This is a genomic window from Citrifermentans bremense R1, assembly GCF_000426865.1.
GTDB classification, from domain to species: domain Bacteria; phylum Desulfobacterota; class Desulfuromonadia; order Geobacterales; family Geobacteraceae; genus Geomonas; species Geomonas bremensis.
On record NZ_AUGE01000012.1, the window covers coordinates 86751 to 112419 of the forward strand.

Sequence of the window (25669 nt, forward strand, 5' to 3'; positions counted from 1 at the left end):
TCCTATGCCTTTCCCGTCGCGTCCGAGGTGAAAGGTCCGACGAAATACCCTACTAAAATGGTTAAAAAAACAGTTGCAAACTTGACTACTTTAGTAGTATGTACTCCCTGCGGACTTTTTTAAAACTTTAGCACGGAGGTAGGCAATGATAGGCAAATATCCGGTACGGCTCCTTTCTGTTCTGGCGCTGATAATCGGCCTGGCGGGGACGTCCTGGGCGAAACAACAGCAGGGGTACAAGGGATATGCACGCGGCTCAGCCCTGATCACGGCAAAGGAGCTGAAGCAGCTCATCGACGCGAAGGACAAAAAACTGGTGATCATCGCGGCGGAGAATGACGTCGAGTACCGTCTCGGACACATACCTGGCTCGTTCCAGGTGGACCGCCCTGCCTACGAGGCCCCCGCGGCCACGCAAAACGGGGTGACGGGCAACCTGATCGACGCAGCAGGTTTCACCAAGCTGGCGCAGGGGCTCGGCATCAACAAGGATTCCAAGGTGGTCGTCTACGACACCAAGTACGATGCGACGCGCCTTTGGTGGGCCTTCCTGTACTACGGCAAAGGCGACGTGAGGGTGCTTGACGGCGGGATCAAGGCCTGGAAGGAAGCCGGGTACGAGACGGCGATCCTGGCGCCGGATGCAGCCAGGACCGGGGCGTTCGTGGCCAAAGTCGCCCTGCCGCGCAGCAGGGTCGAAACCCCGGAGATCCTCGCGCTTAAAGACCCGGCCAAGGGGCAGCTCTGGGACAACCGCGACCGCAAGGAGTACTGCGGCGAAGAGCTGAAGAGAGGGGCTTACCGGAAAGGGCGCATCCCCTGGGGCAAGCATAGCGACTGGGCGATCTTCAAGAAGAAGGAGAACGCAGGCGAGTGGCTCACTGCGGCCGAGGCGCAGGCGATTTTGAAGAAGCTCGGTGTAGACGGCAAGAAAGACCAGTATTTCTTCTGCCAGTCGGGAGTGCGCTCCACCCAGGCGATGTTCACCTTCTACCTGCTTGGCTACCCGCTGAACAAGCTGCACAACTACGACAGCTCATGGATCGGCTGGTCCAAAGACGCGAGCCTCCCCATCGAGACCGGGTGCGACCTGAACCCCGCGGTCGCCACGGCGAGATAAGATTTAAGGGGATTTCCAGCTGGTGCACCGGAGGCAAATCCCCCCTGCCCACCCTTCGCAAAGGGGGGAACGTAATTTTCGTGCAGCGCCGAGAATGACTATCAGATCAAGGTAAAAGAAGAGGCCCTCCGGCTACAACCGGGGGCCTCTTCTTTTTGCCTGGAAAGTTGCCCGGGAGGAAACTCGTCCTCCCGGGGCTTGGGTTGAGGTTACGGGTTGGTCAGTATGGGCGAAGGAGTTGCGGCTACCCATGCGGAGGAGACGATGCTCCCGTTGTTGGCGCGGACCCTGTAGTGGTAGTTGGTGTTCCGTGCCAGGCCGGTCTGGGTCAGCGTGGTCACCCCTGCCCCCACCGTGGTGTTGCTCACGCCGGTGGTGAAGGTGGCGTTGGTGGCGCGCTGAACGGTGAAGCCGGTCTCGTTGCTGGAAAGATCCTGCCAATTCAGGATCACGCTCCTGTTGTTGCCGGTGCCGTTGGGGCCGTTGACTGCGGTGAAACCTGCAGGTGCGGCGGGCAGGGCCGGAAGCAGCAGCGGTGCGGTCACCGCGTAGCCGGAGAGGCCGGCGGCGTTGATGGCCGCCACGCGGTAGACGTAGGTGGTGTCGGTTGCTGCGGCTGCCACGGTTTTGTCGACATAGGTCACGGCGCCCGTGTTGGCGCGTGCCGCGAGTTTGGCGATCTGGACGAAGGCGCCGCCGTTGTCTGAGCGCTCGACCACAAAGCCGATCTCGGTCAGGGCGTTGTCGGTGAAGCTAAGGGTTACCTGCGGTCCTGCCTGCAGGGTGGCGACCAGTGCGGCCGGTGCGGCCGGCACGGTGCCGGTCAGAAGCGGAGCGGATACCGAGGTAACGGTCAGGCTCGGCATCTGGCCGCCGTAACCTACGGTATTCTGCGCCACGACCTGGTACTTGGCTACCAGATTCGGGTTGTATGCGGCCGGATCCACGAGGCTCTTCGGCCCGATGCTGTTCACCGCGCCCAGCGGAGTCGGCACGGTCCCGACGTTGGTCCAGGTAGTGCCGTCGGTGGTTTTCTGCACCACGAAAGCCGTCTCGGTGATGGAGTTGTCGTTCCAGTTAAGGGTCAGTTTCGCTTTGTTCCCGTTGCCGTTGATGGCGAAGGTGAGCGCGTCGGCAGGTTTCGGAGGCAGCGCCAGCGATACCGGCCGCATCATGTCCATCTCTTCGTGGCTCAGGATGTGGCAATGGTAGACGTACTCCCAACCGAAGTTGACCAACTGGTTGATGATGGGGTCGGTCGGGTTGCCGCCGATATCGGTCGGCTCGAACATGGCGGTGGAGCCTGCCGGCATCATCGGGTTGAGCAGCCGGACGCTGTTCGGGATCTCGAACGGCAGGGTCGGGACGACCGGCCTCAGCGCCACGATGGTGTCCTCAAGCGGGCTCACCCGGACGGTGTCCTTCCATCCCAGCTCGTTTGCATCGGGCTGGATGATGATGTTGTCCCAGGTCACGCGGTTCAGTACCTGCACGTCGTAGAGGTGGAAGTGGATCGGGTGCGTGTCTACGCCGTTATGGGTGATTTTCCAGATCTGGGTCCCATCTGCGGTCGTGATCGGGGTTATGTTCAGATCTCCTTTCGGGAGGTTGGTGCCGTCGATCAGCTCGGTCGGCGGGTTCACGTACGGGTAGAGGATGACGTTCTGGAGACCCGGTTTGGCCGGAGTGGCTTCGAGACCTATGTTCGCGGTCATCCTGCCGAACTCGTCGAAGGCGACGGCGTTCATCTCGTCATGGAGCGCCTTCGGCTGCAGCGGGATCTGGAGTTTGCCCCCCTGGTTCAGCAGCGTGTTGAAGCCGAAGAGATCGCCACCTTGGTCCGAGATGCGCGCGAAGCCATCGCAAAGCTGGTTGGTGCTACCCGGGGCGTTGCACCAGCTAGAGGCCGCGAATTTGGTGCCGTAGGCGGAGTTGTAGGCGGCCTGCCCCACGATGATCGGGTGCTGACCGGTCTCGAAGACGCTAGGGGTCCCGTCAAGCTGGTGGGTGAACGCCTGCTGCAGCGCCGCCAGATCGAAGGTGGGCGCGGGGACAGTCGGGTCGGGAAGCGGATTGACCTTGATCTGCATCACGGTCCTCGTGTTCGGGCCGTAGCCCGGGAGGACGCCGGGGGCGCCGTTGGGAGAGAGGTCGGGGGCGCCGGTGTAGTAGTCGTAGCTCGCCACCCTGGCGGGGTACGCTGCCGGGGCGTCGTTGTAGAGGATCAGGGTCTGCCCGGCGTACTTGGAGAAGTCGACGATGACGTCGGCCCGCTCGGCAGGCGCCAGGGCGAGGGAGTGCTGGTCCACGTTACCCACGTCGAAGCGGGTCGGATCGGTGATCCAGGTGATCGGCTGCGGCGGGATCACCGCCGGTGCGGGGAGGAAGCCTCCTTCGCTCCCTATCTGGATCCAGTCCGGCCCTTTCGGGGAGAGGGCGGTGTCCGGGGTCGGGAAGACGTTCGGGTCCACTTGAGCGGCCGCCAGCTCAGCGGCCTTGAGCGCAACTTCGGTACCCGTGGTGTCCGCTACGTAGAGCTGCAGGTTGAAGAAGCGGTCGTTGGCGGCGTTCAGGATGCGCAGGCGGTACGCCTTCGGATCGACCGTGGTATAGGGGTAGACGGTGCCGTTAACCACCGGGGTGTCGTTGAACTGCTCCATGCCCACCGAGATGTTCGGGGTGCCGGGGATCAGTTCAGGCTCGCAGAACGGGTCGGTCTGGTACTGCCAGGAGGTCGGGTCGCCCAAGAGGCACGGTTTCGCCAAAGGCGTGGTGAAGGCGGTCACCGGGTCCATGTTGTAGCGCGGGTTCGGGATCGGCGGATACTTAGGCGTTGCCGGCGGCCAGAACCAGGGGCCGTACATCCAGCGGCCGAAGGCGCTCATGCCTGAGGGATCCGAAGGGTTCTGCGCCGGCATGTAGACGTGGTGGTACCAGAGGTTGCCAAAGCCGCCCCAGCGGTTTGCGTCCCAGGTCGGGTCCGATTCATAGAGCTGCCCGGTGCGGGTCGTCTTGTCGCCGGGGGGGACGAAGGTGCGGTCCTGGATGATGAGCGGGATGGTGTCCGTTGCACCCGGGATGAGCCCCTTGTCCAAAAGCGCCTGCTCGGTGTTGTCCTGGATGATGTACCCCGCGGCCTCACCAGCGTAGACGTTCAGGCGGGTGATGCCCCAGGCGTGGTCGTGGTAGAACATGAGCCTTGCGCTCTGCTGGTTGGTGTAGAAGAAGGTCATGGCGCCCGGGCCCGGATCAGGCATGCCGGGGACGTTCATCACGCTGACCCCTTTGGGCCAGGAGGTCATCTCGTCCTTCGGGGTGATCCATTGGTGCGGAGTACCGTCGCTGATCCAGGGGGTCACGCCGCCGTGCAGGTGCAGGGTCGCCCTGTTGTCCTTGAAGCACATGTCGGATTTCGGGTTGTCGGTGCACATCGGGTTACGCACCATGTCGGTCGCGCTTTTCCCGTCCACCGGATCGGTCATTCCCATCGGCCCCATTCCGGAGCCCATCATGGTGGAGTCCACCGGGAGGAAGAGGTCGCCGCCGGCGCCGTTCGGAAGCAGGTTGCGGAACACGATGCGGACCGGACGGTCCTTCTTGGCAACGATGACCGGGCCCAGGTAGCTTGGTTTGGTGACGCCGGTGTAGCCGATGATGGGTACGTCGGGGGAGCCGTCAACGGTGGCGTTCGTCAGCGCAACCTGCCCGCCGGGGACTACCGCCGTGGAGAGCTGCACATAGCCGCGCAGAAGCGTCGGCGGGAGGTCGGAGTGCATCTGCTGCCGGTACTGCACCAGGCCGATCTCGTAGTAGTCCGCATCGGCGTAGGTGGTTGTATCGGGGACCGCCACCGGGAGGAAGTTCCCCAGGTCGTTGGCGTTGGCCTCGCCGAGCCCCGGCAGCCTGTTCACGAATTTTTTGATGCCCCCCGTGACGACGCCGGTCGATAGGTTCTTAAAAGGAAGCGGGCTGAGCGCCCAGTTCGGATACGGTCCGTAGTAATGCGGGACCTTCGTCTCGTCGATCGCCTGCGCGGTCTGCGGGTAAATGCCCAAAGTCATCACCAGCATAGCCAGGCCTGCCATTAGCGTTTTCGTCAGCCTGTTCATAGTGTCCTCCATTGCCCTACGGAAATTACCGAGTTCAATTGCAAAATTGGGCCGCTATTTTCCGGCCTTGGCCAGCTGCTTCTTCAGTTGTGCTTTCTTCCTCACGTCCTGCATCTTCTTTTCCCGCTGTATTCGGTACTGCATCACCTTTTTCGAATTCTCTATGCCCGGCGAGCTCTTGCGGACGTTCGCTCCCTTGGGAGCGGCGTACGCCGTTGCGGCCAGGGATAGCGCGACTAAAAACCCTGCTGCCATAGTGATGATCCGCTTCATAACAGTTACCCCCTTATCGTTGGAGTCAGGTGTGACAACCAGTCAAGCAACCCCCTTGGCGGGAGCCTCTTTCTGATTCCGTTGCCATTTTGTATTACAGGGACTATGCCAGTTTCTCACTTGAACTGATTTTGATGTGATTCCGGTAAGTTGCACTTTAGAAGGAGGGTCGGTCTCGATAAGGAGACCTGCCCGTTTTGCGCAGGGCGCCGGGGGAAAAGGATTATGACGGTCCTGTTTACAGTGTTCTGCGACCCAGCGGTTTTTTTCGCAGCTGGAAGATTTTTCGCACCCTTTCGTTGCGGCGCCAGAGCGGGTTTCCAGCTTTCAGGTGCAATTGACTTGGCAGGAAAATGCAGTATTTGAACACTTGCGCCGCGGCTTGCGGCGCACTGACCGCCTGAAAACAGAGGCTAAAAGAGGAGAGGCTCAATGAACTACATCACGGTGGGAAAGGAAAACTCCTGCAACATCGATCTCTACTACGAGGACATGGGAGAGGGGCAGCCGGTGGTGCTGATCCACGGCTGGCCGCTCAGCAGCAGGTCGTGGGAGAGGCAGGTCCCCGCGCTGCTGAAGGCCGGTTTCCGGGTCATCGCCTACGACCGGCGCGGGTTCGGCCAGTCGAGCAGGCCCGGCTCCGGCTATGACTACGACACCCTCGCGGACGACCTGCATGCGCTGATGACCCGGCTCGACCTGAGGAAAGCGGCGCTGGTCGGTTTTTCGATGGGTGGAGGAGAAGTGGCGCGCTACCTGGGGCGGTACGGGACCGAGCGGGTGCAAAAGACGGTCTTCATGGCCGCGGTGACCCCCTTTTTGCGCAAGACCGCGGACAATGCGGCGGGGCTCGGTGCCGATATCTTCGAGGAGATCAAGCAGGCCATCAGGGCCGACCGCCCATCCTTTCTGACCAGCTTCCTGTCCAATTTCTACAACGTGCACGCCTTTGGCGGCAAGAAGGTGAGCGAGGAGCTGCTGCGGCTCTCCTGGAGCATAGCCGCGGCCGCCTCGCCGATAGGGACCCTGGCCTGTGTCGACTCCTGGCTGGCCGACTTCAGGGACGACCTGGTGCGGATTCGCATCCCGACCCTGGTGATGCACGGTGACGATGACCGCATCCTTCCCTTTGCCGCGACCGGCAGCAGAACCCACGAGGCCGTCGAGGGGAGCCGGTTGATAGTAGTAGCCGGAGCCCCCCACGGTCTCAACTGGACCCATGCCGAAGAAGTGAACGACGGCCTGATCGATTTCCTGCAAGAGGTTATTTGAAACAGCAAGACGAAAACCATTAGCCACGGAGAAAATCTGAGAAAACCAAAAAGGGACAGGCTACTTTATGAAAAGGTAGCCTGTCCCTTTTTTCTCGATGCTTCTGTTTTCCCAGTATTCCCGCTTCTCTCAGATGTTCTCCGTGGCTAGTGGTTTCAGGCTTTAAGGTTTGAATTCCCTGAACCGCGCCACCGCCTCGGGTATGGTCTCCTCTCTGATGTTGCCAAAGGCGAGCCTCAGGTAACCCTCAAGCCCCGGCCCGAACACCTCCCCCGGCAGCAGCAGGATACCCGCTTCCTCCACCAGTCGCCTGGCGACCTCTCTCCCCGTGGCTCCCGTCAGCGGATGCCGCACCCAGCCGAAGAAGGGGCCGCTCGCCACCAGCATGAAGGCGTTGCCAGGCTTCTCGAACTCCGCGCGGAATACCTCGTGCCTTCTCTCCATCATGACCCGGTTCTCGGCGACCCATCCCGAAAGGTGCTCGAAGCCGTACTTCACCGCGTGCTGCGTTACGCGCGGCTGGCATACCGCCATGGTGTCCTGCGCCTTCAGCGCGTGGCTTATGAACTCCTCGGACGCTGCCAGCATCCCGGCGCGGTATCCGGTGAGCGCGAAGGTCTTGCCGAAGGAGGCGATATGGACGAAGTGGTCCCCCCAGTCCGGCTCTTGGAACAGGTCGTGGGGACGGACTCCCCCCGTGATGAAGCTGTTGTAGGTCTCGTCCAGCACCAGGGCGATGTCGCGGGAGACGGCGAGGCGGTGCAGTTCGCGCACAGTCTCGGGCGGTATCACGGCGCCGGTGGGGTTGCTGGGGGTGACCAGCAGGATGGCGCGGGTCTTCTCTGTGATCAGGGCAGCTATGGCGGCGACACTGGGGAGCCCGCCGCTTGCCTCTTCGAACGGGGCGTAGACGCAACGGATGCCGAGCACCCCGAGCGCCATAGGGTGGTCGAAGTAGGCAGGGAGTTGGACGATGACCTCGTCCCCGGCGCGGCAAAGGGTAACCATGGCGAGCCAGAACGCCTGGCTCGCGCCGATGGTGAGGATGAGCTGGGAGGGGTCGATGCAGGCGCCGTAGAGCTCGCGGTAACCGGCGCAGATCGCCTCCCGCACCTCGGGAAGCCCCTCGTCGATGCTGTAGCGCGAGGTGTGCGGGTCGAGCATCACTTCCGACAGGTGGTCGGTGAGCTCCCGCGGCGTGGGGTAGTCGGGTATGGCCTGGCAGAGATCGATGAGGGGAAGCCCGGCGGGGGCGCCGGCGAGCCAACTCTTCACCTCGGAGATGGGAGGCGGGTGCACGCCGGCGATCTGCGGCGAAACGGGGAAACGCACCGGCTACTGCTCCGCCGGCTTGTTCGGGAGGTACTGCTCGAACTGCCTCTTGTCAGTGCAGCAGCGGTACGCCTCCTCGGGTGCGATTTTCTTGGTCTTCAACAGGTCGAGGATGTGCTGGTCCATGAGCTGCATCCCGTCCTTTCTGCCGGTCTGCATGATGGACGGGATCTGGAAGGTCTTACCTTCCCGGATCAGGTTCCCGATGGCGGCGTTCCAGACCATGATCTCCTGCGCGGCCGCCCTCCCCTTGCCGTCAGCGGTCTTCAACAGCTGCTGGCAGACCACCCCCTTGAGCGACTCGGAAAGGATGGCGCGCACCTGCTCCTGCCCGTCCTTGGGGAAGACGTCGATGATCCTGTCCACCGTCTTCGCGGCGGAACTGGTGTGCAGGGTGCCGAACACCAGGTGCCCGGTCTCCGCGGCGCTCATGGCCAGGGCGATGGTCTCGAGGTCGCGCATCTCGCCTACCAGGATCACGTCCGGGTCCTCCCTGAGGGCCGCCCTCAAGGCGCTGGCGAAGCTTTCCGAGTGCTCGCCTATCTGGCGCTGGTTGAAAAGGGACATCTTGTTTTCGTGGATGAACTCCAGCGGGTCCTCCAGCGTCAGGATGTGCTCCCTGCGGGTAGAGTTGATCAGGTCGATCATCGCGGCGAGTGTGGTGGACTTGCCGCTCCCCGTGGGACCTGTGACCAGCACCAGCCCCTTCCTGAGCTTGGTCAGGTTGCGGATCCCTTCCGGAAGCCCCAGCTCGTCGGCGGAAAGTATCTTGCTCGGAATGATGCGGAACACCGCCGCGATCCCCCGGTGCTGCATCATGTAGTTGCCGCGGAAGCGCGCCAGGCCCGGAACCGAATAGGCGAAGTCGAGGTCGTGCTTCTCCTCGAAGGTCTCGCGCTGCTTCGGGGTCAGGATCTCGTAAAGGAGCGCCTTCAGCTCCTCGTGCGCAAGCGACTTGAAGTTCTGCCGCTCCATCTCGCCGCGCAAACGGAAGATAGGCTGGGACCCGGCGGAAAGGTGCAGGTCGGAGGCCCCGGCCTCGTGCAACAGCTTGAACAGTGCGTCTATCCTTGCCATGTCTCTTCTCCGTTACAGTAGTATGGAAGCGACGTACTCGCCCGGGGATATTTCTCCCCGCTCCAGAAGCTCGGCCCCTTCTTCGCCGATGCCCCGGTAGCCGTTGTCTTTGAGGTGGCGGATGATCTCGTCGGAATCGCGGATCACCTCGAACGCCTCCAGGAGCCCCTGGTCGAACCGGATCACGTCCAGGAGGTACTTCTTGCCGCTATAGCCTGTCTGGTCGCAGGAGGGGCAGCCGGTCGGGCGGAAGTACTCGGGCGCCGTCGCCTTAAGCCGCAAGGCCGCCAGCTCGTCCGCGGCAGGCGTGTATTGCTTCTTGCACTCCGGGCAAAGGAGCAGCACGCACTTCAAGGAAACCACCCCCTTCAGGTGGGTCGGTATCAGGAAGTTCTTCTGGGAGAGGTACAGGAGCTGCTTCAACGCCGCCCCCTTGTTCCCCTGGGACATCCCCGCCACCACCAGCTTCCCCCGCATCACCGCCTTGCTCGCCGCTATGAAGGAGGCAAGTTCCGTGACGTCCTCGATGACCAGCGTGTCCGGATCATGCTCCAGGGCCGCCGACACCACCTTTGCGGTATTGTCCGCGCCGCATCTCCCCGCCGGCAGCCGCGGCCAGCGGTCCCTGCCGCGCCCAAGCCTTTCCCCCACCAAAATGACGGTGCGGTCGGCGTGATCGCAGGCGTCCAGGAACAGGTCGATGAGCCGGCTCCGCTCTTCCGGGTCTCGCCCGGTGAAGAGGATGAGCCCCTCCTTTTCCGAGCGGAGCGCCTTTAAGTCCGCGCGTTTCCCGGCGGAGACACCGAGATCGTCCAGCTCGGATATTTTCGGCGCGCCGACGTGCAGCTTCAAGGTGAGGTAATCCCCTCCGTTGCCGGGCATCACCAGGGTCTGGAACGGGATCCTTTTCCCCTGCCAGATGAAGGTCAAGACGCCGCTGGAGGGATTTTCCTCGGCGCCGTCGATGCCTGAGAGGCGGCGGATGCGCTCGGTGAGCCGCCCGTAGTGGGTCGCGCAGAGCTTGCCTAACTCGGACGTCCTCCCTTCGCCGCGCGCCAGCACCCGCACCTGGTCCCCCAGCGGCTGGAGCGCTACCGAGGCGAACTTCTTCTGGACTACGCGCAAGAGAAGGTGGTTCAAGAGCATGGCGCCGGAGAGGTCGGCGTTGATGGCGGAGAGGACCTTGGCGGTGAAGTGCCCGGAGCTGAACCCCAGTTCCGGGAGGTTCTGGTCCGGGCCGTACATGGCGTCGTGCATCTCGCGGATCTCGCGGATGAGCCCCACCGAGATGCTGATCTGGCAGCCGGTCACCCGGGTGATCTCCTCGACCGCCTCCTTGTTCAGGGGGTCCGCCATGGCGATGGAGAGTTCGCTGCCGGAGAGGAAGATGGGGCAGAGGCTGTAGCGCCGGGCCAGTTGTCCCGGGACCTTCGCCACCGCGGCAGGATCGATGTTTTCCTTCTTGAGCCGCACGTAGGGGATGTTCAACTGGTTGGCGAGCGCCCAGTCGATATCCTCCTGGGCCACCACCCCCAGGCGTACCAGCGCCTCGCCGACCCGGCACCCCGAGACCTTCTGCGCTTCGAGCGCCGCGCTCAGTTCCTGCTCCGTGATGATCTGCGATTTGAAAAGGATCTCGCCGATGGATCCTTCTTTGACAAGCCCGTTCATTGCCTACCTCCAGATGCTGCAGATGGCGGTGCCTGGGAAATGTACCTGAAAACACTTTCTAAAACAATTGACAATTGACAATGGACAATGACAAGCCGAAAAGCAATTGACGATTGACAATTGACGATTGACAATGGCATGCTGCGAAAGCTCGATAGCGGCGGTTGCCAATGTACAATGGCAGTCACAAGCTCGGAGTACACTTTGAAAAAGCGGAACTGAACGCCGACCCTCTTCCCCCTCGAATTTCCAGCCGCGTTGACAGTAACTGCACGATTTAAAACCCAATTGACAATTGACAATGCAGGCTGCGAAGTCCGCCGCCGTTTTTGCCACTGTCTGGACTGTTGTCTAATTGCTTCATCTCCAGCCGCGTTGTCAGTACTGGATAATTTAATCGCCGTCGTCCGCGACTCGGCCTAACCCGTTGTCAATCGTCAATTGTCAATTGTCAATTGATTCACCGTTTCTTCGCCGCCGCCGCTTCAGCGGGTCGGCCTAACATCGTTGTCAATCATCAATCGTCAATTGTCAATTGATTTTCAGGAGTTTACATGCAGAGAAAAGCCATAGCCCTTCTGTCGGGCGGACTCGATTCCACCCTCGCGGTCAAGGTCCTCCTGGACCAGGGGATCGCCGTCGAGGCACTCAACTTCACCTCCCCTTTTTGCACCTGCACCGGAAAGAACGCCGGCTGCAAGTCGGAGGCGGTCCGCGTGGCGGAAGATTTCAAGATCCCCATCAAGGTGATGCACAAGGGGGCGGACTACCTCGAGGTGGTCAGAAACCCCAAGCACGGCCACGGCAAGGGGATGAACCCCTGCATCGACTGCCGCATCTTCCTCTTGAAAAAGGCCAAGGAGTACATGCTCGAGTCCGGCGCCGATTTCGTCTTCACCGGAGAGGTCCTGGGACAGCGCCCCATGAGCCAGCGCCGCGACACCCTGCGCATCATCGAGAAGGAGAGCGGCCTCGAAGGGCTCCTTTTGCGCCCCCTCTCGGCTAAGCACTTCCAGCCCACCATCCCGGAGCAGGAAGGGTGGGTCGACCGCGAGAAGCTCCTCTCCATCCAGGGGAGGTCCAGGAAGGAACAGTTCGAGCTCGCGGCCGAGTTGGACGTGAAGAACTACCCCTGTCCCGCCGGCGGCTGCCTTTTGACCGAACTCTCCTTCGTCGGCAAGATTCGCGACGTCTTCGACCACTCCGACGAACTGAACATGAGGGATTTCCGGCTCCTCAAGCTCGGGCGGCATTTCCGGATCGGGCCCCGGACCAAGGTGATCCTCGGCCGCAACGAGGGAGAGAACGAACTCCTGGAGCGGGCCGTCCAGCCCGGCGAGGCAACCCTGCGCTGGCTCGAGGGGAAGAGTCCGCTTGCCGCGGTCATGGGGGAAACTACCGATCACCTTTTGGAAAAGGCGGGGCAGATACTTTTGCGCTACACCAAGGCGGAACCCGGTTGCGCTGCCACCCTGGGCGTTTTGCGCGACGGCGGCGAAACGGAGCTGAAGACGGTGAACGCTCTCGACGAGGCGGCCGTGGAGGCGCTCAGGCGCTAGCCACCGCCCCGCAGGCGCCTCTGCGCGGCTAGCCTCCTACGTAGAAGCGGTAGACGTTCTTGCCGTCCTGCTTGGCCTGGTACATGGCGTAGTCCGCGTAGCGCACCATCCCGTCCAGATCGGCGTCGCAGTCGGGATAGACGCAGATCCCGATGCTCACCCCCACCTGTGCGCTTTCCCCTTCCACCAGGAAGGGGAGGGCGAACGACTCCAACACCCTCTCGGCCACCAGGGACGCGTCCCTTTGGTCCGCCATCTTGGTGAGGATGATGGTGAATTCGTCTCCCCCCATCCGGGCCACCATGTCGCAGGCCCGCACGCATTCCCTGAGGCGGTATCCAGCCTCCACCAGCACCGCGTCCCCAGCCGCATGCCCCAGCCGGTCGTTCACCTGCTTGAAGCTGTCCAGATCCAGGAACATGAGCGCCAGCGGATGCTTGTAGCGCTTGGCCTCGGATACCGCATGGCGCAGCCGGTCGAAGAAAAGCACCCGGTTGGGGAGCGAGGTCAGCGAGTCGTAGTGGGCCAGGGTCTCCAGCCTCGCCTTGGCGAGCTTGCGCTCCGTTATGTCCCTGAAGATCACCTGCAGCGCGTTTTCCCCGCGGAAAACGAACGGCCCCACCCCCAGCTCCACCTCCATGGCGGTCCGGTCGTGGCGCAACAGCCGCTCCTCTATCCAGGGGGCGGTGGTGCCGGTTTCCTCGGCGCAGGCTGCCTGCTCCAGGAACTGCTGCTCCGAATCCCGCTGGATGAATTCGCGCATCTCCTTCCCCAACAGCTCGTCGCTTGAGCGGTACCCCAGCATCTCGCAACCCGCCGGGTTGACGAAGACGAAGCGGCGCCCGACCAGGATGGCGATCCCGTCCAGCGAAAGCTCCACCAGGCGCCGGAACCGCTCCTCGCTCTCCCCTATGGCCGCCACCATCCCCCTCAACTGCTCCTCGTTGTTGGCCCGAAGCGTCATGTCCTGCATGGTCTGGATGGCGGCGATCAACCTCCCCTCGGCGTCCCGGATGGGAGCCGCCTCGAAGGCCAGGTATCTCTGCTTACCTTTGAGCCGGTACCACCCCTCCGCCCGCAGCCCTTCGGGGATGAGCGGGGAATCCGCGTAGCAGGAATAGAGATCCGCCATCTCGTACAGTGTTCCCGCCACCACGATGTCGGCCAGAACGCGGCGCGGCTCGTCGTAGAAGGCGCGCCAAGGATCGGCAAGCCCCAGCTGCGCCCCTGCGGCGACGCCGGTCAGCTCCTCCATGGCGCTGTTCCAGATGATCACCCGATGCTCGGCGTCGATGACGAAGCAGGGGACCGCCGAGTGCTGCAAGAGCTGCACGGCAAAACCCTTCTCGCTTTCCAGCGACCGCTTGTTGATCACCAGTTCCTGCATCATGGCGTTGAAGGCCTGGGCCAGGTCGCCGATTTCGTCGTTGTTACTCACCGGTACCGGGAGGTACTTGGCGGCATCCCCCCCTATCTCGCGCACCCGCCCGGCGAAGAGTTGCAAGGGCGCGGTGAGGCGGCCGACGAAGAGCCAAACGATGATCAGGGCCAAAGGAAGCAGCAAAGCGAGGCTACAGATCGCCAGTTTCTGCGCGCGGTAGATCGGTGCGTACGCCTCGGAGAGGGGGCGTTCCGCCGCCAGTATCCAGCCGCGCGTGGGAAGCCTCTTGAAGGAATAGATCGACGGCGACCCGGCGGGGTTATCCATCTCGCCGCTCCCCTGGTAGCCGTCGATAGCACGGTCCAAAAGCTGCCGCTTTCCCTTCGCCAGCATCGGCTTGCCGACCTGGTCATGATTGCGGTGCGCGACTATCTGCCTTTGCCGGTTGAAGAGGAAGAACTCCCTGCCGTCCTGGAGGTTCAGGTGCGCCACGCGGCTCAGGAAGTTTTCTTCCATAAGATCCACGCGTCCTCCCAGGACTCCGATGATCCTTCCCCCCGCCCCCAGCACCGGGACGGTGAACATCACCACCTGGTGCCCGCGCCTTCGCTGCGAAGGGAAAGGTTCGGAAATCAGCGCCTTCCCGGATCTGAACGTGGCGGCCAAAAAATCGAGCTTGGAAAAATTGTCGCCTATGTTGGGGCTCTGCCCCGGAGAGAAGGCGACGAGCCTTCCGTCGGCGCTGAAGAAAGCAGTGCCGTCGCTGAACACCTGGTGCAGGTCGAGGCGTTGATCGAGGAAACTCTGCAGGGCCGCGGCATCTCTCCCCGTGGCCGGCGGGATGCTCATCGCCACCGCGACCAGCTCGCGCTGCGCCGCCAGGATCTTTTCATCGAGCTCGCCCGCCATGGCGCTCACCACCGCGAACTGCCGGGCGGCGACGGTCTCCTTGAACTCCCGCATGAAAAACAGCAGTCCCAGACCGGCAACGCACGAGCTCACCGTACCAATCAGCAGGAAGACGACCAAGCTCATCTTTATTTTCAGGCTGCACCTGGACATGTTTCGTCTGGTTCCCCGCTAATCGCTATGGTTCTCGTAGATGGCCTCGAAGTCGTGTGCCGCCGTGACGAAGGCGCGCAGTATCTCCGGGTCGAAATGCTCCGGCATGGTTCTGCCGTCCCCTTCGGTGATGATGCGGACCGTCTTTCCGTGTTCGAAGGGGGGCTTGTACACGCGCTTGCTTCTGAGGGCGTCGTACTGGTCCACCAGCATGACGATGCGACCCTCCACGGGGATCTTTGCACCGGCGAGGCCGTTGGGGTAGCCGCTGCCGTCCCAGCGCTCGTGGTGGGTAAGGGCGATGGAGGCCGCCATCTGCAGCACCATGTGAGTCGAGCCGGCGAGTATCCTGCCGCCGATCTCGGTATGGCTCTTCATGACGCCGAATTCCTCACCGTTGAGCGGCCCCGCCTTCAAAAGTATCGCGTCGGGTATGCCGATCTTGCCGACGTCGTGCATCGGCGCAGCCATGCCGATCCCCTCAACGAAATCCGCGGGCATCTGCAGCTGCTCGGCAAGCCTCTTGGCGTAGAGGCCGATGCGCGAGATGTGCCTGCCGGTGTCCTCGTCCCTGAGTTCGGCCGCCGCTGTCAGCCTCTCGATGGTCTCGCGGCTCATGCTCCGCATCTGCACCAGCGCCGCGCCCAGCTCGCGGGTCCGGTCCTGTACCTTTTGTTCCAGCTCCGCCTTGTAATTTTTCTCCATCAGAACCAGGCGCTGATAGTTGATCCCCTTCTCCACGGCGTAGATCAGGTATGGAGTCTTGAAAGGCTTGATGATGAAGTCGAAGGCGCCTTTCTTGATGGCGGAAACGGCCATCTCCAGCTCGGCATAGGCCGTCATCAGGATGACCGGGATGTCGCGGTCGAAGTCGTGGATCTGCTCCAGGAGTTCGATGCCCGACATCTGCGGCATGTTGACGTCAGTGAGCACCACGTCCGGCGGCGACCGGCGCAGCAGCTGCAGCGCCTCGTGCCCGTTGGAAAACGAGGTGACCTCGAATCCGCTTACCGAAAGGAGCAGTGCCACGCTCTCCAGCACGTAGGGATCGTCGTCCACCAGGATGACCCGCCCCGATTTTACATTTTCCATTGTATTTCTCCCCAGCTAGCCACCTGATGTCCGGTGCTTTTTCCTGTTTCGGCATTTCTAATGGGAACTTGAGGAAGAGATTGCTAAGGGTGTTCCCAAGCTGGAGCTTGGGAACGAGAGAGAAAATACCGGGTGAAGCCGCTCTTGGTCCCCCCTCCCGTCAAGGGAGGGGGGGACAGGAGGGATTTACTCCTGCCATGCGACCGTTACTGCTTTTCCTCCTGCGCCGCGGGGGGGGAGGCAGGCGGCGCAGGCTCCTGCGCCGGTTCCGGGGCGGACTGAGGTGCGGCTCCCTCCGGCGCGCCGGGTTTCGGCTCCTGCGCGTTCATCTCCTCCTGCGACAGGGGCTGCTCCGGGAGGGTAGCCGAAGTGTGGTTCGCCATCACCTCGACCTCTTTGATGCTCATATCGACCTTGCGCTGCATCCGTCCGACGTTCGGCGACTGCGCCAGCGCGGTGCGGTATTCCGCTTCGCTCAGAACACCCTTTTTGGCGAGAAGCCCCAGGATCATGTTGGAGCGCTTCAGCACCTTGCCCAGGTTCTTGTACGGGTTGTAGGCGACCCGGGGGCCCGGGAGCATGGCGGCCAGAAAGGCGCATTCGCGCGGGGTGAGGTTGGCCGGGGACTTGCCGAAGTAATAGCGCGCACCGTGACCGATGCCGTGCACCAGGGGGCCCAGCTCGATCACGTTCAGGTAAAGCTCGATGATCCTCCCCTTGGTCAGCTCCTGCTCCATCCTCTTCGCCAGGTACAGCTCCTTGGCCTTCCTGGTCAGGGTCTTCTCGCGGGACAGGAACAGGTTCTTGGCCACCTGCTGCGTGATGGTCGAGGCGCCGCGGGCGAAACTCTGCTTCTCCAGGTCGTACTTGATCGCTTCCTTGATCGCCTTGACGTCGATCCCTTCGTGCTTGTAGAAGGAAGCGTCCTCGGCGAGGATAACCGCCCACTTCATCTCGGAGGGTATCTGCGACAACGGGGTCCAGTAACGGTTCTTCGGGCCCACCACCAGCGGGTGGTAGTTACCCTGCCAGTCCTTCACCTGGATGGTCATGTTGAACTTCTTGTCTTTGAGCTCCGAAACCGGCGGCGTCATGGCCAGGGAGACCACCACGTAGATCAGGTAAACGGCAAGGACGATCCCGCCCCAGGTAAGGTATTTTTTCATCTTCATCAGATAATCCCGCCTCTCTTTTTTACTATCGACAACCCTGCTGTGCCATGCGTGCCGCCATCACCAGCGCGGCCTTCATGCTTTCCGCGCTCGCTTTCCCCGTCCCCGCGAGGTTGTAGGCGGTGCCGTGATCGACCGAGGTGCGGATGATGGGAAGCCCCAGGGTCACGTTGACCCCGTCGTCGAAATGCAAAAGCTTCAAGGGGATCAACCCCTGGTCGTGGTACATGCAGACCACCGCGTCGTACCCACCTTTGGCGGCGAAATGGAACAGGGTGTCTGCGGAAACGGGGCCTGCCGCGTCGATGCCCGCTTCCCTCGCGGCAGCGACCGCAGGCGCGATGATCCGGGACTCCTCGTCGCCGAACATCCCCCCCTCGCCGCAGTGCGGGTTGAGGGCGAGGACGGCCAGGCGCGGCGCACGGCAGAACCAGCGGCTGAGGGCGTCGTGGGTGATCCTGATGGTGGATAGAACGCGGTCGAAGGTGATGAGTTCCGGCACCCGGGAAAGCGGCTCGTGGATGGTCACCAGCGTCACCCGCAGGCGCTCGCCGGCGAGCATCATCACCACCTCCGGAGTCCCGGTCAATTCCGCCAGAAGCTCCGTGTGCCCCGGATAGTCGTGCCCGGCGCTGTTCATCGATTCCTTGTTGATGGGGGCGGTGGCCATGGCCTGCACCGTCCCGTCCAGGCAGAGCCTGGCCGCTTCGCAGATGTAGCGGTAGCAGGCGTCCCCCCCGGCCGTGGTCGGGGCGCCGTAGGGGATTTCGTCGAGTTTCAGCCGTGACAGCTCGCGCAGGTAAAGGGTATGGGGGGACGCGTCGAGGGGGGGGAGCAGGTCGGGCGCGGACGCTATGGCGAGCTTGACCCCCGCCACCGCTATGCCTCGCTCCATGGCGCCCCGGTCGCCTAGGACCAGCGGGCGGCAAAGCACCGTGATGGCCGGGTCGGCGAGCGCCGCCGCGATGATCTCCGGCCCGATGCCGCAGGGATCCCCCATGGTGACGGCTATTACTGGTTTATCCAAGATGCTCTCCTGTTCTTCGGGGCCGTCCATACCCCCTCTCCCTCTGGGAGAGGGTTGGGGTGAGGGAGGTTTTGAAGGCAGCGCCGAACAAACGAATAGGGGCCGTTGGGCCCCTATTCCATTGGTACCGGCAGTCGCGGGGACGCCTATTTCTTTGCCGTGTTCAGGGGGAGGCTGACCTTATGCACCTGCCCGGATTCACGTTCGCGCACCTGCAGCCTCAGCTCCTTGGCGCTGTTCGCCTCGCCCGGGAAGAAGAGGAAACCGTTGGCAAGAGCACCCGCAGGGATCGGCTTTCCTTCCAGCCCCTTGCTCCTCAGGTCGTCCGAGATGCGGTGCTCGCGCTCGCCGGAGGTCCCTTCCTGCGTCCCGCCGATCAGCGCGCCGCCGGCTGCGCCGAGTGCGACCCCTTTGCCCACCGCCTCGCCTACGCTCTTGCCGGAGGCGATGCCGATGGCGGTTGCCAGGATGCCGCCCGCAGCAGCGCCCAAAATCGCACCCTTACCGGCCCCCTTGCCGAAGAACGAGGCGAACTGGGTCGAGCTCTCCAGACGATCGAAGGCGGTATTGTTGGGGACCACGGGCCAATAGTTCCCCCCGTCGTCCACGAGGAAGGTCTGGCCGGAGATGAGCTCCAGGTTGTTCGCGCTTTTGTTGTCGAAAACCAGCATGACCGGAAGAAGTCCCGCTCCCTTGATGTCGAAGCCGAAAGCCTTCTCCGCCGAGTCGGCGTCGGGGTAAGCCTCGCCGCCCATGGAGACCCCGTTCACCTCGCGGTAATTGGTATATGCCTCGGGGGGGCGGAAGGAGACGTACTGGCTCTTGTACGAGGTGCATGCCGAGAAGAGCAGCATGGCGATCATGAGGACGCAAAGTTTTTTCATGGGTGGGCCTCCTTGGACAGTCTCATTATAATGATGTTGCTACTATACTACCGTTATCACGCACGCTCAAGCCCCGCGAAGCGGACCAGGAGCTTCTTCGGCCCTCCCAGCGAGTTGAACCAGACGATCACCTTCTGGTTGTCACCTTCCCCTTCGATCTTGCGGATGGTTCCGGGACCGAACTGGGCGTGGCGCACCTTCATGCCGAGGTAGATACCCTCGTCGTCCTCCGGCACCATGCGCACCTCGTTGTCCTCTTCGGGCTCCATCTCCTCCTCGAAGAGCGAGGCTAAGTTGTGTGAGGGGAACTCGCGCTGCCGCGAAGGCTCCTGCCAGTTGTCGCCTGTGTCGAGGAGCTCCCGAGGTATGTCGGCTATGAACCTCGCCGGCGGGTTCATCTGCTCCTGCCCGAAGATGTGGCGCCGGCGCACGTTCAGGAGGAAGAGGCGCTTCTTGGCGCGGGTCATCCCCACGTAGCAGAGCCTGCGCTCCTCCTCCATCTGGGCCGGATCTTCCAGGGCCCGCACGTGGGGGAAAAGCCGCTCCTCCATGCCGATGATGAACACCAGCGGGAACTCCAGCCCCTTCGCGGAGTGGAGCGTCATAAGCGTCGCCGAAGATTTCTTCCCGTCACCTTCCTGCTCCAGGTCGCTCACCAGCGCCACCTGTTCCAGGAAGTCGGCCAGCCCCTTCTCGCCGGGGCCGCTCTCGTAGGCCTGCATGGCGGTCACCAGTTCCTGGAGGTTCTCGATCCGCTCCTGGGCCTCGTCGCTTCCCAGCGCCTTAAGCCTGGCGAAGTACCCCGACTCGTAGATGATGGTGGAGGTGAGTTCGGAAAGCGGCATCTGCTCCGCCTTCTCCTTGTAGCCGTCGATCTCCTGCGCGAAAGCGGCGGCCTTTCCCTTGGCGGCGGCGGATAAAAGCGGCCCGAAGGCCCCCTCCAGCATCGCGTCGTAAAGCGGTATCCCCTTTTCCGCGGCGAACTCGGAGAGGCGCTGCACCGTGGTGTTGCCGATGCCGCGCGGCGGCGTGTTGATGATCCGCTTCAGGGCCACGTCGTCGGAGGGGTTGTCCAGCACCTTCAGGTAGGCGAGGATGTCCTTCACCTCGAGCCTGGCGTAGAAGCGGACGCCGCCCACCATGTGGTAGGCGACACCTGCCGACACCATGGCGTCCTCGATGGCGCGGGACTGCGCGTTGGTGCGGTAGAAGACCGCCACCTCCGAGAGGTCCCCCCCCTCGTCGAGGAAGCGCTCCGTCTCGCGGCAGACCGTCCTGGCCTCCTCCCATTCGTTGGGGAGGGTGCGGTAGACGATGCGCTCGCCGTCGGGGTTGTCGGTCCAAAGGCGCTTCGGCTTTCTGCCGCGGTTTTTCTGCACCACGTTCCAGGCGCCGTCCAGGATGGTCTTGGTGGAGCGGTAGTTCTGCTCCAGCTTCACCACCTTCACCCCGGGGAAATCCTTCTCGAATTCCAAAATGTTCCGTATGTCCGCGCCGCGCCAGCCGTAGATGGACTGGTCGTCGTCCCCGACCACGCAGAGGTTCTTCCTTTCCCCGGCCAGAAGCTGCACCAGGCGGTACTGCACCGGGTTCGTGTCCTGGTACTCGTCCACCATGATCCAGCGGTAGCGCTGCAGGTACTTCTCCCGCACCTCCTGGTGCTGTTCGAGCAGTTGCACGGCAAGGAGCAGCAGGTCGCCGAAGTCGACCGCGTTGCAGCGCTTGAGGCGTTCCTGGTAGCAGCGGTAGACCCGGGCCAGCGTGGCCTGGTAGGGGGAGTCCGTGGGGACGTCGTCCGGCGCGAGCCCCTGATTTTTGAACTCGTCCAGCGCCCCGGCGAGCGCCTTGGCCGGGTATCTCTTCTCGTCCAGGTTCAGCTCGGCGGCGCAATCCTTCAGGAGCTTTTCGCAGTCCTTGTCGTCGTAGATGGCGAAGTTGCTGTCGTATCCCAGGTGGCGGATCTCGCTTCTGAGGATCCTGGCGCAGGTGGAGTGGAAGGTGGAGATAAGCGGAAGCTCTCCGTCACCCAGCATGTGCGCCAGGCGCTCGCGCATCTCGCCCGCTGCCTTGTTGGTGAAGGTGACACCCAGGATCTGCCAGGCGGGGACCCCGCGTTCGTGGATCAGGTAGGCGATGCGGTGCACGATGACGCGGGTCTTGCCGGAGCCGGCCCCGGCGAGGACCAAAAGCGGTCCTTCCCCGTGGAGCACGGCCTCTTTTTGGGGAGGGTTCAGATTGTGGAGCAGTTTCATGTCGTTCCTTGAAACCGGTGGCGCTGGAGGGGCCGCCGGTGCGAAAGCGGAATCTTTTATAGCACTTCGGTAGGGGGAGGTAAACCTTAAAGGCGGAACACAGAGGACGCTGAGGTTCACGCAAAACCAAACCAAAACGTAAAAAGGCGGAACACAGAGGACTCAGAGGTTCACGGAGGTCACGGAGGTTAAGCAGGGAAAAAACAAACCAAAGCAAAGGCTCTCACCACAGAGGGACACAGAGGAAAACCTGGTTTAAACCTTCTTTTCGATTTCCTCTGTGCAGCCTCTGTGTCCTCCGTGTCCTCTGTGGCGAAGGTTTTTGGTTTGATCTTACCTGGATTTTCCTTCCAGGTACCTGGCCAGGGCGGACTTCACTTCTTTGGGCATGAGGGCGAACTTCACGCCCAGCCCCTTGGGACGGAACACCATGCTTTCGCTGGTCCAAACGATCTTGCAGGGGGAGTCGATGACGGATCCATCAGGGAGGGTGAAGGTGAGGCTGACGATGTTGCCAGGCTGCCCGGGGAAATCGGTGACGACGAAGGCCCCTTCCGCCCCCAGATCGTGAAGGGAACAGGCGATAGGCTGGCCGCCCACGTTCAGCACGGCGCCGACGTCGCAGGGGATGCGGTGATCGCGCCGGTTGATCCCGGGGATGAACTCACGGGCGATCTCCAGGAACCGGTCTCTGCCGGCGGGCTTGGATAGGAAGTAGTTGCAACCGGCGGCAAGGCTCATCTCCTTGTCCTTGGCATCGGAACTGGAAGAGATGAGGACCACCGGGGTGCGGGCAAGCTCGGGATCGGACCTGATGGCGCTGCAGCATTGGGCGCCGTCCATCCTGGGCATCTGCAGATCCATGAAGATCAGGTCCGGCTTGCGGTTCTTCACGACCTCCAGGGCCTCGATACCGTCGCGCGCGGTCAGGAGGTCCACCTGCGCGTACTTGAAGAAATCCTTTTCTATTTCCAGGAACATCTGCAGGTCGTCAACCAGGAGGATGGTGTGGTTCAAGCGCGTCTCCCTTCTCGGGTCGCGGGCGCCGAAGCGTTGCCGGTTGAATATAGTTCTCTTGTTCTTGGCTTTGTACCAACTGTATCAGTCCCAGCAGCAATCTGTATCAGATTGCGGGTCAATTTTCCGGTAAATGACAGCATCAGTCAAGGGCAAAACCTTTTTATTTCTTAAGGACCTTGGCGACGACTGCACTGACAGTAAACCCATCTCAATGCATGGCAGAGGGAGCTGTTAAACTTGGGTCGTGTCACTGACTGTGTGTTTGATCAAAGCGGAACACAGAGGGCACGGAGGTCACAAAGGAAAATACTAAGGCTTTACACCTTTCAAGGATTTTAGATTTTCCTCTGTGTCCCTCTGTGCTCCTCTGTGGTGAACGATTTTACGCCGCGTGCAGCGCCAGCAGGCGCTCCTTGATTGCACCGACTTCCTCCAGCGCGCCGGCGCTCAGGCGGGCCGGAGCCTGGTTCTCCCGGTCCGCACGCCTGATGCCGTCGCAAAAGGAGACGGTCCCCAACAACTGCCGCGCCGGGATCGCACCGCTTATCAGCAGACGGTCTTCCTCGTCGCGCACCTTGCTCCCCACCACGTAGACCTCTTCTATCCCCAGGTCTGCGGCGAGCTTCATGATCTGCTCCGCGGTCTGAATGCTCCTTTGCCCCGGCTCGACCACGACCACCAAGGCGTCGACCGACTCGGCCGTCCTGCGCCCCAGGTGCTCCAGCCCAGCCTCCATGTCCATGATCACCACCTCGTCCCGCTCCAGGAGGAGGTGCCCCATCAGGCGCTTGACCAGCGTGCTTTCGGGGCAGGCGCAGCCGCTCCCCCCCTGCTCGAAGGTCCCCATCCAGAGGAAGCGGACACCGTCGTGGGTGAGGCAGAAGCGCTCGGGGAGGTCGCTCACCTTGGGGTTCAGCTTGAAGAAGGAGCCGTACCCCCCGGAGGCGCCCGTGCGCTCCTCCGCAAGTTCCTTCATCCTTGCGACCGGTTGCAGCGCCCTGGCCGCCTCGGGCGATATGCCGAGCGCCTGGGCCAGGTTCGCGTCCGGGTCGGCGTCCACGGCGAGCACCCTCGCTCCGTCGTCGGCGAAGGCGCGTGCCAAAAGGCTTGCGAAGGTGGTCTTGCCGACGCCCCCCTTGCCGGTGACCGCTATCCTCAGGCCTCGCCGGGCTTCGAGAGGTGCAGCGTCGCTCCCCTGGGGGGTGGCGTGGTGGGGGTGGCCGTGATGCAGATTCTCATGGTGATGGTGATCGTGGTGCCGATGCTCGTGCTCATGATCCGTCCCGTGACTATGTTCGTGGTTGTGGTGTTCGCACATGTTCAGATCCCCAGCCCTTTCCTGCGCTCGTCTATGACTTCCAGAAGCTTCTCCGCCGCCAGCTCGGGGTCTAGCTCGACCAGGAAATATCCGCCCAGAAGATCCTTGGCCGTCTGGGTCAGAAGCTCGGTCACCTGGGCCGATCCCGTCACCTGCGGCATGGTCCCCAGGTGGGTCGGGATGCCGAGCGCGACGCTCCAGGTCCCGATGGCCACGGCCTTCTCGGACATCGCCTCGGGTGCTGAGGCTACCAGCGGGAGCTTGTCCAGGTCGACCCCGAGCCGGTTGGCGACCGCGACCGCCACCTCCACCGCACGGCTGTTGTCCACGCAGGAACCCATGTGCAGTACCAGCGGCAGGGGGCCGTTCAGCCCGGCCGAGGTGCCGATCGCCGTGAGCACCGCCTTCAGCGAGTCGCCGGCGTACTCGACCGTCGCCTCCTGGGTCATCAACCCGTGCTTGGCGAAGGAACCCGCGCCGCATCCGGTGGCCAAGAGCAGGACGTTGTTTTTAGCCAGCTTTTTCGCCATGGTGACGAAGCTGCTGTCCTGGGCCACCTGGGTCGAGTTGCATCCGGCGAAAAGCGCTATGCCGCGGATGTTGCCGTTGGCGATGTTGTCGATGAGCGGCTGCAGCGGGTCTTCGGCGTTGAGGGTGGCGAGCGCTGCCACTACCGACTCCAGGCCAAAGCCGACGATGGCGGTCTGCTTGAAGTCCGGAATGTTGACCCTGCGCGGGTCGCGCCGCTTGTACGCTTCGATGGCCGTCTCCACGATCTGGCGCGCGTTCTCCAGGGCGGTCTCCTCCTTGAAGGAGACGTGGCTCGCGCCTTTGATCTTGTTCTCCTCCATGGTGGTGATGACGGCGGTGTGGAAGCAGGCGCCGATCTCCGCCACCGAAGGCATGATGCACTGCACGTCGACCACCATCGCGTCGACCGCGCCGGTCACCAGCGCCAGTTCCTGCGAGAGGTAGTTGGCGGCGAGCGGTATGCCGTGGCGCACCATCACTTCGTTGCCGGTGCAGCAGATGCCGACGATGTTGATCCCCTCCTTCGCGCCCGCCTTCCTCGCTTCTTCGTCCATCTGCTGCGCCACCTCGCAGACCACCTCGCTTAGGAGCGGGTTGTGGCCGTGCACCGCGATGTTGACCGCGTCGGGCTTGATGACCCCCAAATTGGCGGCGGTCACCACCGGAGCGGGGATGCCGAAGAGGGCATCGGAGATCTCGGTGGCGAGGCACATGCCGTTGAAATCCGCCAGCGCCCCTTTGATTCCCCCCAGGATCAGGTTGACCGGGTCCGCGTCGCAGCCGACCAGGGTGCGTCCCATGATCTGGGTGATCACGGCATCGATGTTGTGCGGCACCACGTGCAGGGCCTGCAGGCGCTCCAGGCGCTCCTTGGTGAGCGTCGCCTCGATCCAGTTGCAGGGGGTGTCGTGGTCCTGGCTTTGGAAGTCCTCCAGGGTCGCCTTGGCCACCGCCGCGGCGACGGCCGGGATCTCCTCTCCCTCTGTGCAGATCTTGAGCTTCGCGGCAACGCGCAAGAGCTTCGCTTCGTCCCGGATCTGGTACGCGGATAGCCGTCCTTCCGCCACCCCCTGCAGTGCCAGCGCCACGTGCCTGCCGTGCTCGGAATGCCCGGCCGCGCCGGCGGCGATCATGCGGATCAGGTTACGGGCCACGATGGTGTCGGCATCCGCGCCGCAGATGCCGCGCTGCGGGCCGTCACCGAACGGGTCGATGCGGCAGGGCCCCTTCCAGCAGATGCGGCAGCAGACGCCCAGTTGGCCGAAGCCGCACTGCGGCTGCATGGCGCGGTGGCGGTCCCATACCGTGGAGATCCCTTCTTTCTTGGCGATCGGCAACAGCTCTGCCGCGGACGGATCGGTGGTGAGATTGAGGGTCATAGTTTGGCCTTCCTTTTCTTGAGAAATTGTAGGGATTGGGCGAGTTCGGCGGCCCTGGCTTCGATGAGGCTCTGTCGGTACTCTTCCAGGTCGACCAGGGTGAGCGCCTTGGTGGGGCACCCCTCGACACAGGCGGGG

At 62.7% G+C, this 25669-nt stretch carries 17 protein-coding genes; 3 read left to right on the forward strand and 14 right to left on the reverse strand.

Annotated features, from left to right (window positions below; translation table 11 throughout):
* Nucleotides 1-145: 145 nt before the first annotated feature.
* Nucleotides 146-1120, forward strand: a complete 975-nt coding sequence (locus tag K419_RS0109540) for a sulfurtransferase (RefSeq protein ID WP_026841382.1) — start codon at nt 146-148, stop codon at nt 1118-1120.
* Between the two features lie 209 nt (nt 1121-1329).
* Here K419_RS0109540 and K419_RS0109545 read toward each other — a convergent pair whose 3' ends face one another.
* Both K419_RS0109545 and K419_RS0109550 read right to left on the reverse strand, forming a co-directional pair.
* On the reverse strand, nt 1330-5229 hold the full coding sequence (locus K419_RS0109545) for a multicopper oxidase domain-containing protein (protein WP_026841383.1): 3900 nt from the start codon (nt 5227-5229) through the stop codon (nt 1330-1332).
* A 54-nt stretch (nt 5230-5283) separates the two neighbouring features.
* Nucleotides 5284-5502: a hypothetical protein gene (locus K419_RS0109550; RefSeq protein ID WP_026841384.1), complete on the reverse strand. Its 219-nt coding sequence runs from the start codon at nt 5500-5502 to the stop codon at nt 5284-5286.
* A 432-nt stretch (nt 5503-5934) separates the two neighbouring features.
* Here K419_RS0109550 and K419_RS0109555 point away from each other — a divergent pair, with 432 nt between their 5' ends.
* Nucleotides 5935-6774 (forward strand): alpha/beta fold hydrolase, encoded by an 840-nt coding sequence (locus K419_RS0109555; RefSeq protein ID WP_026841385.1) that lies wholly within the window; start codon nt 5935-5937, stop codon nt 6772-6774.
* Nucleotides 6775-6936: 162 nt separating this feature from the next.
* Here the strand turns inward: K419_RS0109555 and K419_RS0109560 are convergent, their stop codons facing one another.
* Genes K419_RS0109560 through K419_RS0109570 form a run of 3 tightly spaced genes read right to left on the reverse strand, consistent with a single transcriptional unit; the run spans nt 6937 to nt 10854 of the window.
* Nucleotides 6937-8106, reverse strand: a complete 1170-nt coding sequence (locus K419_RS0109560; protein WP_026841386.1) for an aminotransferase — start codon at nt 8104-8106, stop codon at nt 6937-6939.
* A 3-nt stretch (nt 8107-8109) separates the two neighbouring features.
* The gene (locus K419_RS0109565; RefSeq protein WP_026841387.1) at nt 8110-9183 is read right to left on the reverse strand and encodes a type IV pilus twitching motility protein PilT; all 1074 of its coding nucleotides are present in this window, start codon (nt 9181-9183) and stop codon (nt 8110-8112) included.
* 12 nt (nt 9184-9195) lie between these two features.
* Nucleotides 9196-10854 carry an ATPase, T2SS/T4P/T4SS family gene (locus K419_RS0109570; protein ID WP_026841388.1) on the reverse strand — a complete coding sequence of 553 codons (1659 nt, stop codon included), beginning with the start codon at nt 10852-10854 and terminating at the stop codon, nt 9196-9198.
* Between the two features lie 554 nt (nt 10855-11408).
* Between K419_RS0109570 and K419_RS0109575 the strand changes: the two genes are divergently transcribed.
* Entirely contained in the window at nt 11409-12413 is a 1005-nt protein-coding gene (locus K419_RS0109575; protein WP_026841389.1) for a hypothetical protein, read from the forward strand.
* A 28-nt stretch (nt 12414-12441) separates the two neighbouring features.
* Here the strand turns inward: K419_RS0109575 and K419_RS0109580 are convergent, their stop codons facing one another.
* The 9 genes from K419_RS0109580 to cooS all read right to left on the reverse strand — a co-directional run bounded on the left by K419_RS0109580 (nt 12442) and on the right by cooS (nt 25531).
* Nucleotides 12442-14856, reverse strand: a complete 2415-nt coding sequence (locus K419_RS0109580) for a sensor domain-containing diguanylate cyclase (protein ID WP_026841390.1) — start codon at nt 14854-14856, stop codon at nt 12442-12444.
* 18 nt (nt 14857-14874) lie between these two features.
* Nucleotides 14875-15948 (reverse strand): response regulator, encoded by a 1074-nt coding sequence (locus K419_RS0109585; protein WP_026841391.1) that lies wholly within the window; start codon nt 15946-15948, stop codon nt 14875-14877.
* 206 nt (nt 15949-16154) lie between these two features.
* Nucleotides 16155-17120 carry a transglycosylase domain-containing protein gene (locus K419_RS0109590; RefSeq protein ID WP_026841392.1) on the reverse strand — a complete coding sequence of 322 codons (966 nt, stop codon included), beginning with the start codon at nt 17118-17120 and terminating at the stop codon, nt 16155-16157.
* 25 nt (nt 17121-17145) lie between these two features.
* Nucleotides 17146-18177, reverse strand: coding sequence for a 4-hydroxythreonine-4-phosphate dehydrogenase PdxA (gene pdxA, locus K419_RS0109595; protein ID WP_035497099.1), 1032 nt, complete (start codon nt 18175-18177; stop codon nt 17146-17148).
* A gap of 116 nt (nt 18178-18293) precedes the next feature.
* On the reverse strand, nt 18294-19031 hold the full coding sequence (locus tag K419_RS0109600; protein WP_026841394.1) for a hypothetical protein: 738 nt from the start codon (nt 19029-19031) through the stop codon (nt 18294-18296).
* A gap of 56 nt (nt 19032-19087) precedes the next feature.
* Entirely contained in the window at nt 19088-21283 is a 2196-nt protein-coding gene (locus K419_RS0109605) for an ATP-dependent helicase (RefSeq protein WP_026841395.1), read from the reverse strand.
* A gap of 333 nt (nt 21284-21616) precedes the next feature.
* Entirely contained in the window at nt 21617-22300 is a 684-nt protein-coding gene (locus tag K419_RS0109610) for a response regulator (protein WP_026841396.1), read from the reverse strand.
* 385 nt (nt 22301-22685) lie between these two features.
* Nucleotides 22686-23621: an ATP-binding protein gene (locus K419_RS0109615; RefSeq protein ID WP_264175610.1), complete on the reverse strand. Its 936-nt coding sequence runs from the start codon at nt 23619-23621 to the stop codon at nt 22686-22688.
* A gap of 2 nt (nt 23622-23623) precedes the next feature.
* A complete protein-coding gene (gene cooS / locus K419_RS0109620) occupies nt 23624-25531 on the reverse strand; it encodes an anaerobic carbon-monoxide dehydrogenase catalytic subunit (RefSeq protein WP_026841398.1) in 1908 nt (635 codons plus the stop codon).
* Nucleotides 25532-25669: the final 138 nt, after the last annotated feature.

Coding starts and splice junctions, on each gene's coding strand:
- K419_RS0109540 (WP_026841382.1), top strand. CDS start 146: ATGATAGGCAAATATCCGGTACGGCTCCTTTCTGTTCTGGCGCTGATA.
- K419_RS0109545 (WP_026841383.1), bottom strand. CDS start 5,229: ATGAACAGGCTGACGAAAACGCTAATGGCAGGCCTGGCTATGCTGGTG.
- K419_RS0109550 (WP_026841384.1), bottom strand. CDS start 5,502: ATGAAGCGGATCATCACTATGGCAGCAGGGTTTTTAGTCGCGCTATCC.
- K419_RS0109555 (WP_026841385.1), top strand. CDS start 5,935: ATGAACTACATCACGGTGGGAAAGGAAAACTCCTGCAACATCGATCTC.
- K419_RS0109565 (WP_026841387.1), bottom strand. CDS start 9,183: ATGGCAAGGATAGACGCACTGTTCAAGCTGTTGCACGAGGCCGGGGCC.
- K419_RS0109570 (WP_026841388.1), bottom strand. CDS start 10,854: ATGAACGGGCTTGTCAAAGAAGGATCCATCGGCGAGATCCTTTTCAAA.
- K419_RS0109575 (WP_026841389.1), top strand. CDS start 11,409: ATGCAGAGAAAAGCCATAGCCCTTCTGTCGGGCGGACTCGATTCCACC.
- K419_RS0109580 (WP_026841390.1), bottom strand. CDS start 14,856: ATGTCCAGGTGCAGCCTGAAAATAAAGATGAGCTTGGTCGTCTTCCTG.
- K419_RS0109585 (WP_026841391.1), bottom strand. CDS start 15,948: ATGGAAAATGTAAAATCGGGGCGGGTCATCCTGGTGGACGACGATCCC.
- K419_RS0109590 (WP_026841392.1), bottom strand. CDS start 17,120: ATGAAGATGAAAAAATACCTTACCTGGGGCGGGATCGTCCTTGCCGTT.
- pdxA (WP_035497099.1), bottom strand. CDS start 18,177: ATGGACGGCCCCGAAGAACAGGAGAGCATCTTGGATAAACCAGTAATA.
- K419_RS0109600 (WP_026841394.1), bottom strand. CDS start 19,031: ATGAAAAAACTTTGCGTCCTCATGATCGCCATGCTGCTCTTCTCGGCA.
- K419_RS0109605 (WP_026841395.1), bottom strand. CDS start 21,283: ATGAAACTGCTCCACAATCTGAACCCTCCCCAAAAAGAGGCCGTGCTC.
- K419_RS0109615 (WP_264175610.1), bottom strand. CDS start 23,621: ATGTGCGAACACCACAACCACGAACATAGTCACGGGACGGATCATGAG.
- cooS (WP_026841398.1), bottom strand. CDS start 25,531: ATGACCCTCAATCTCACCACCGATCCGTCCGCGGCAGAGCTGTTGCCG.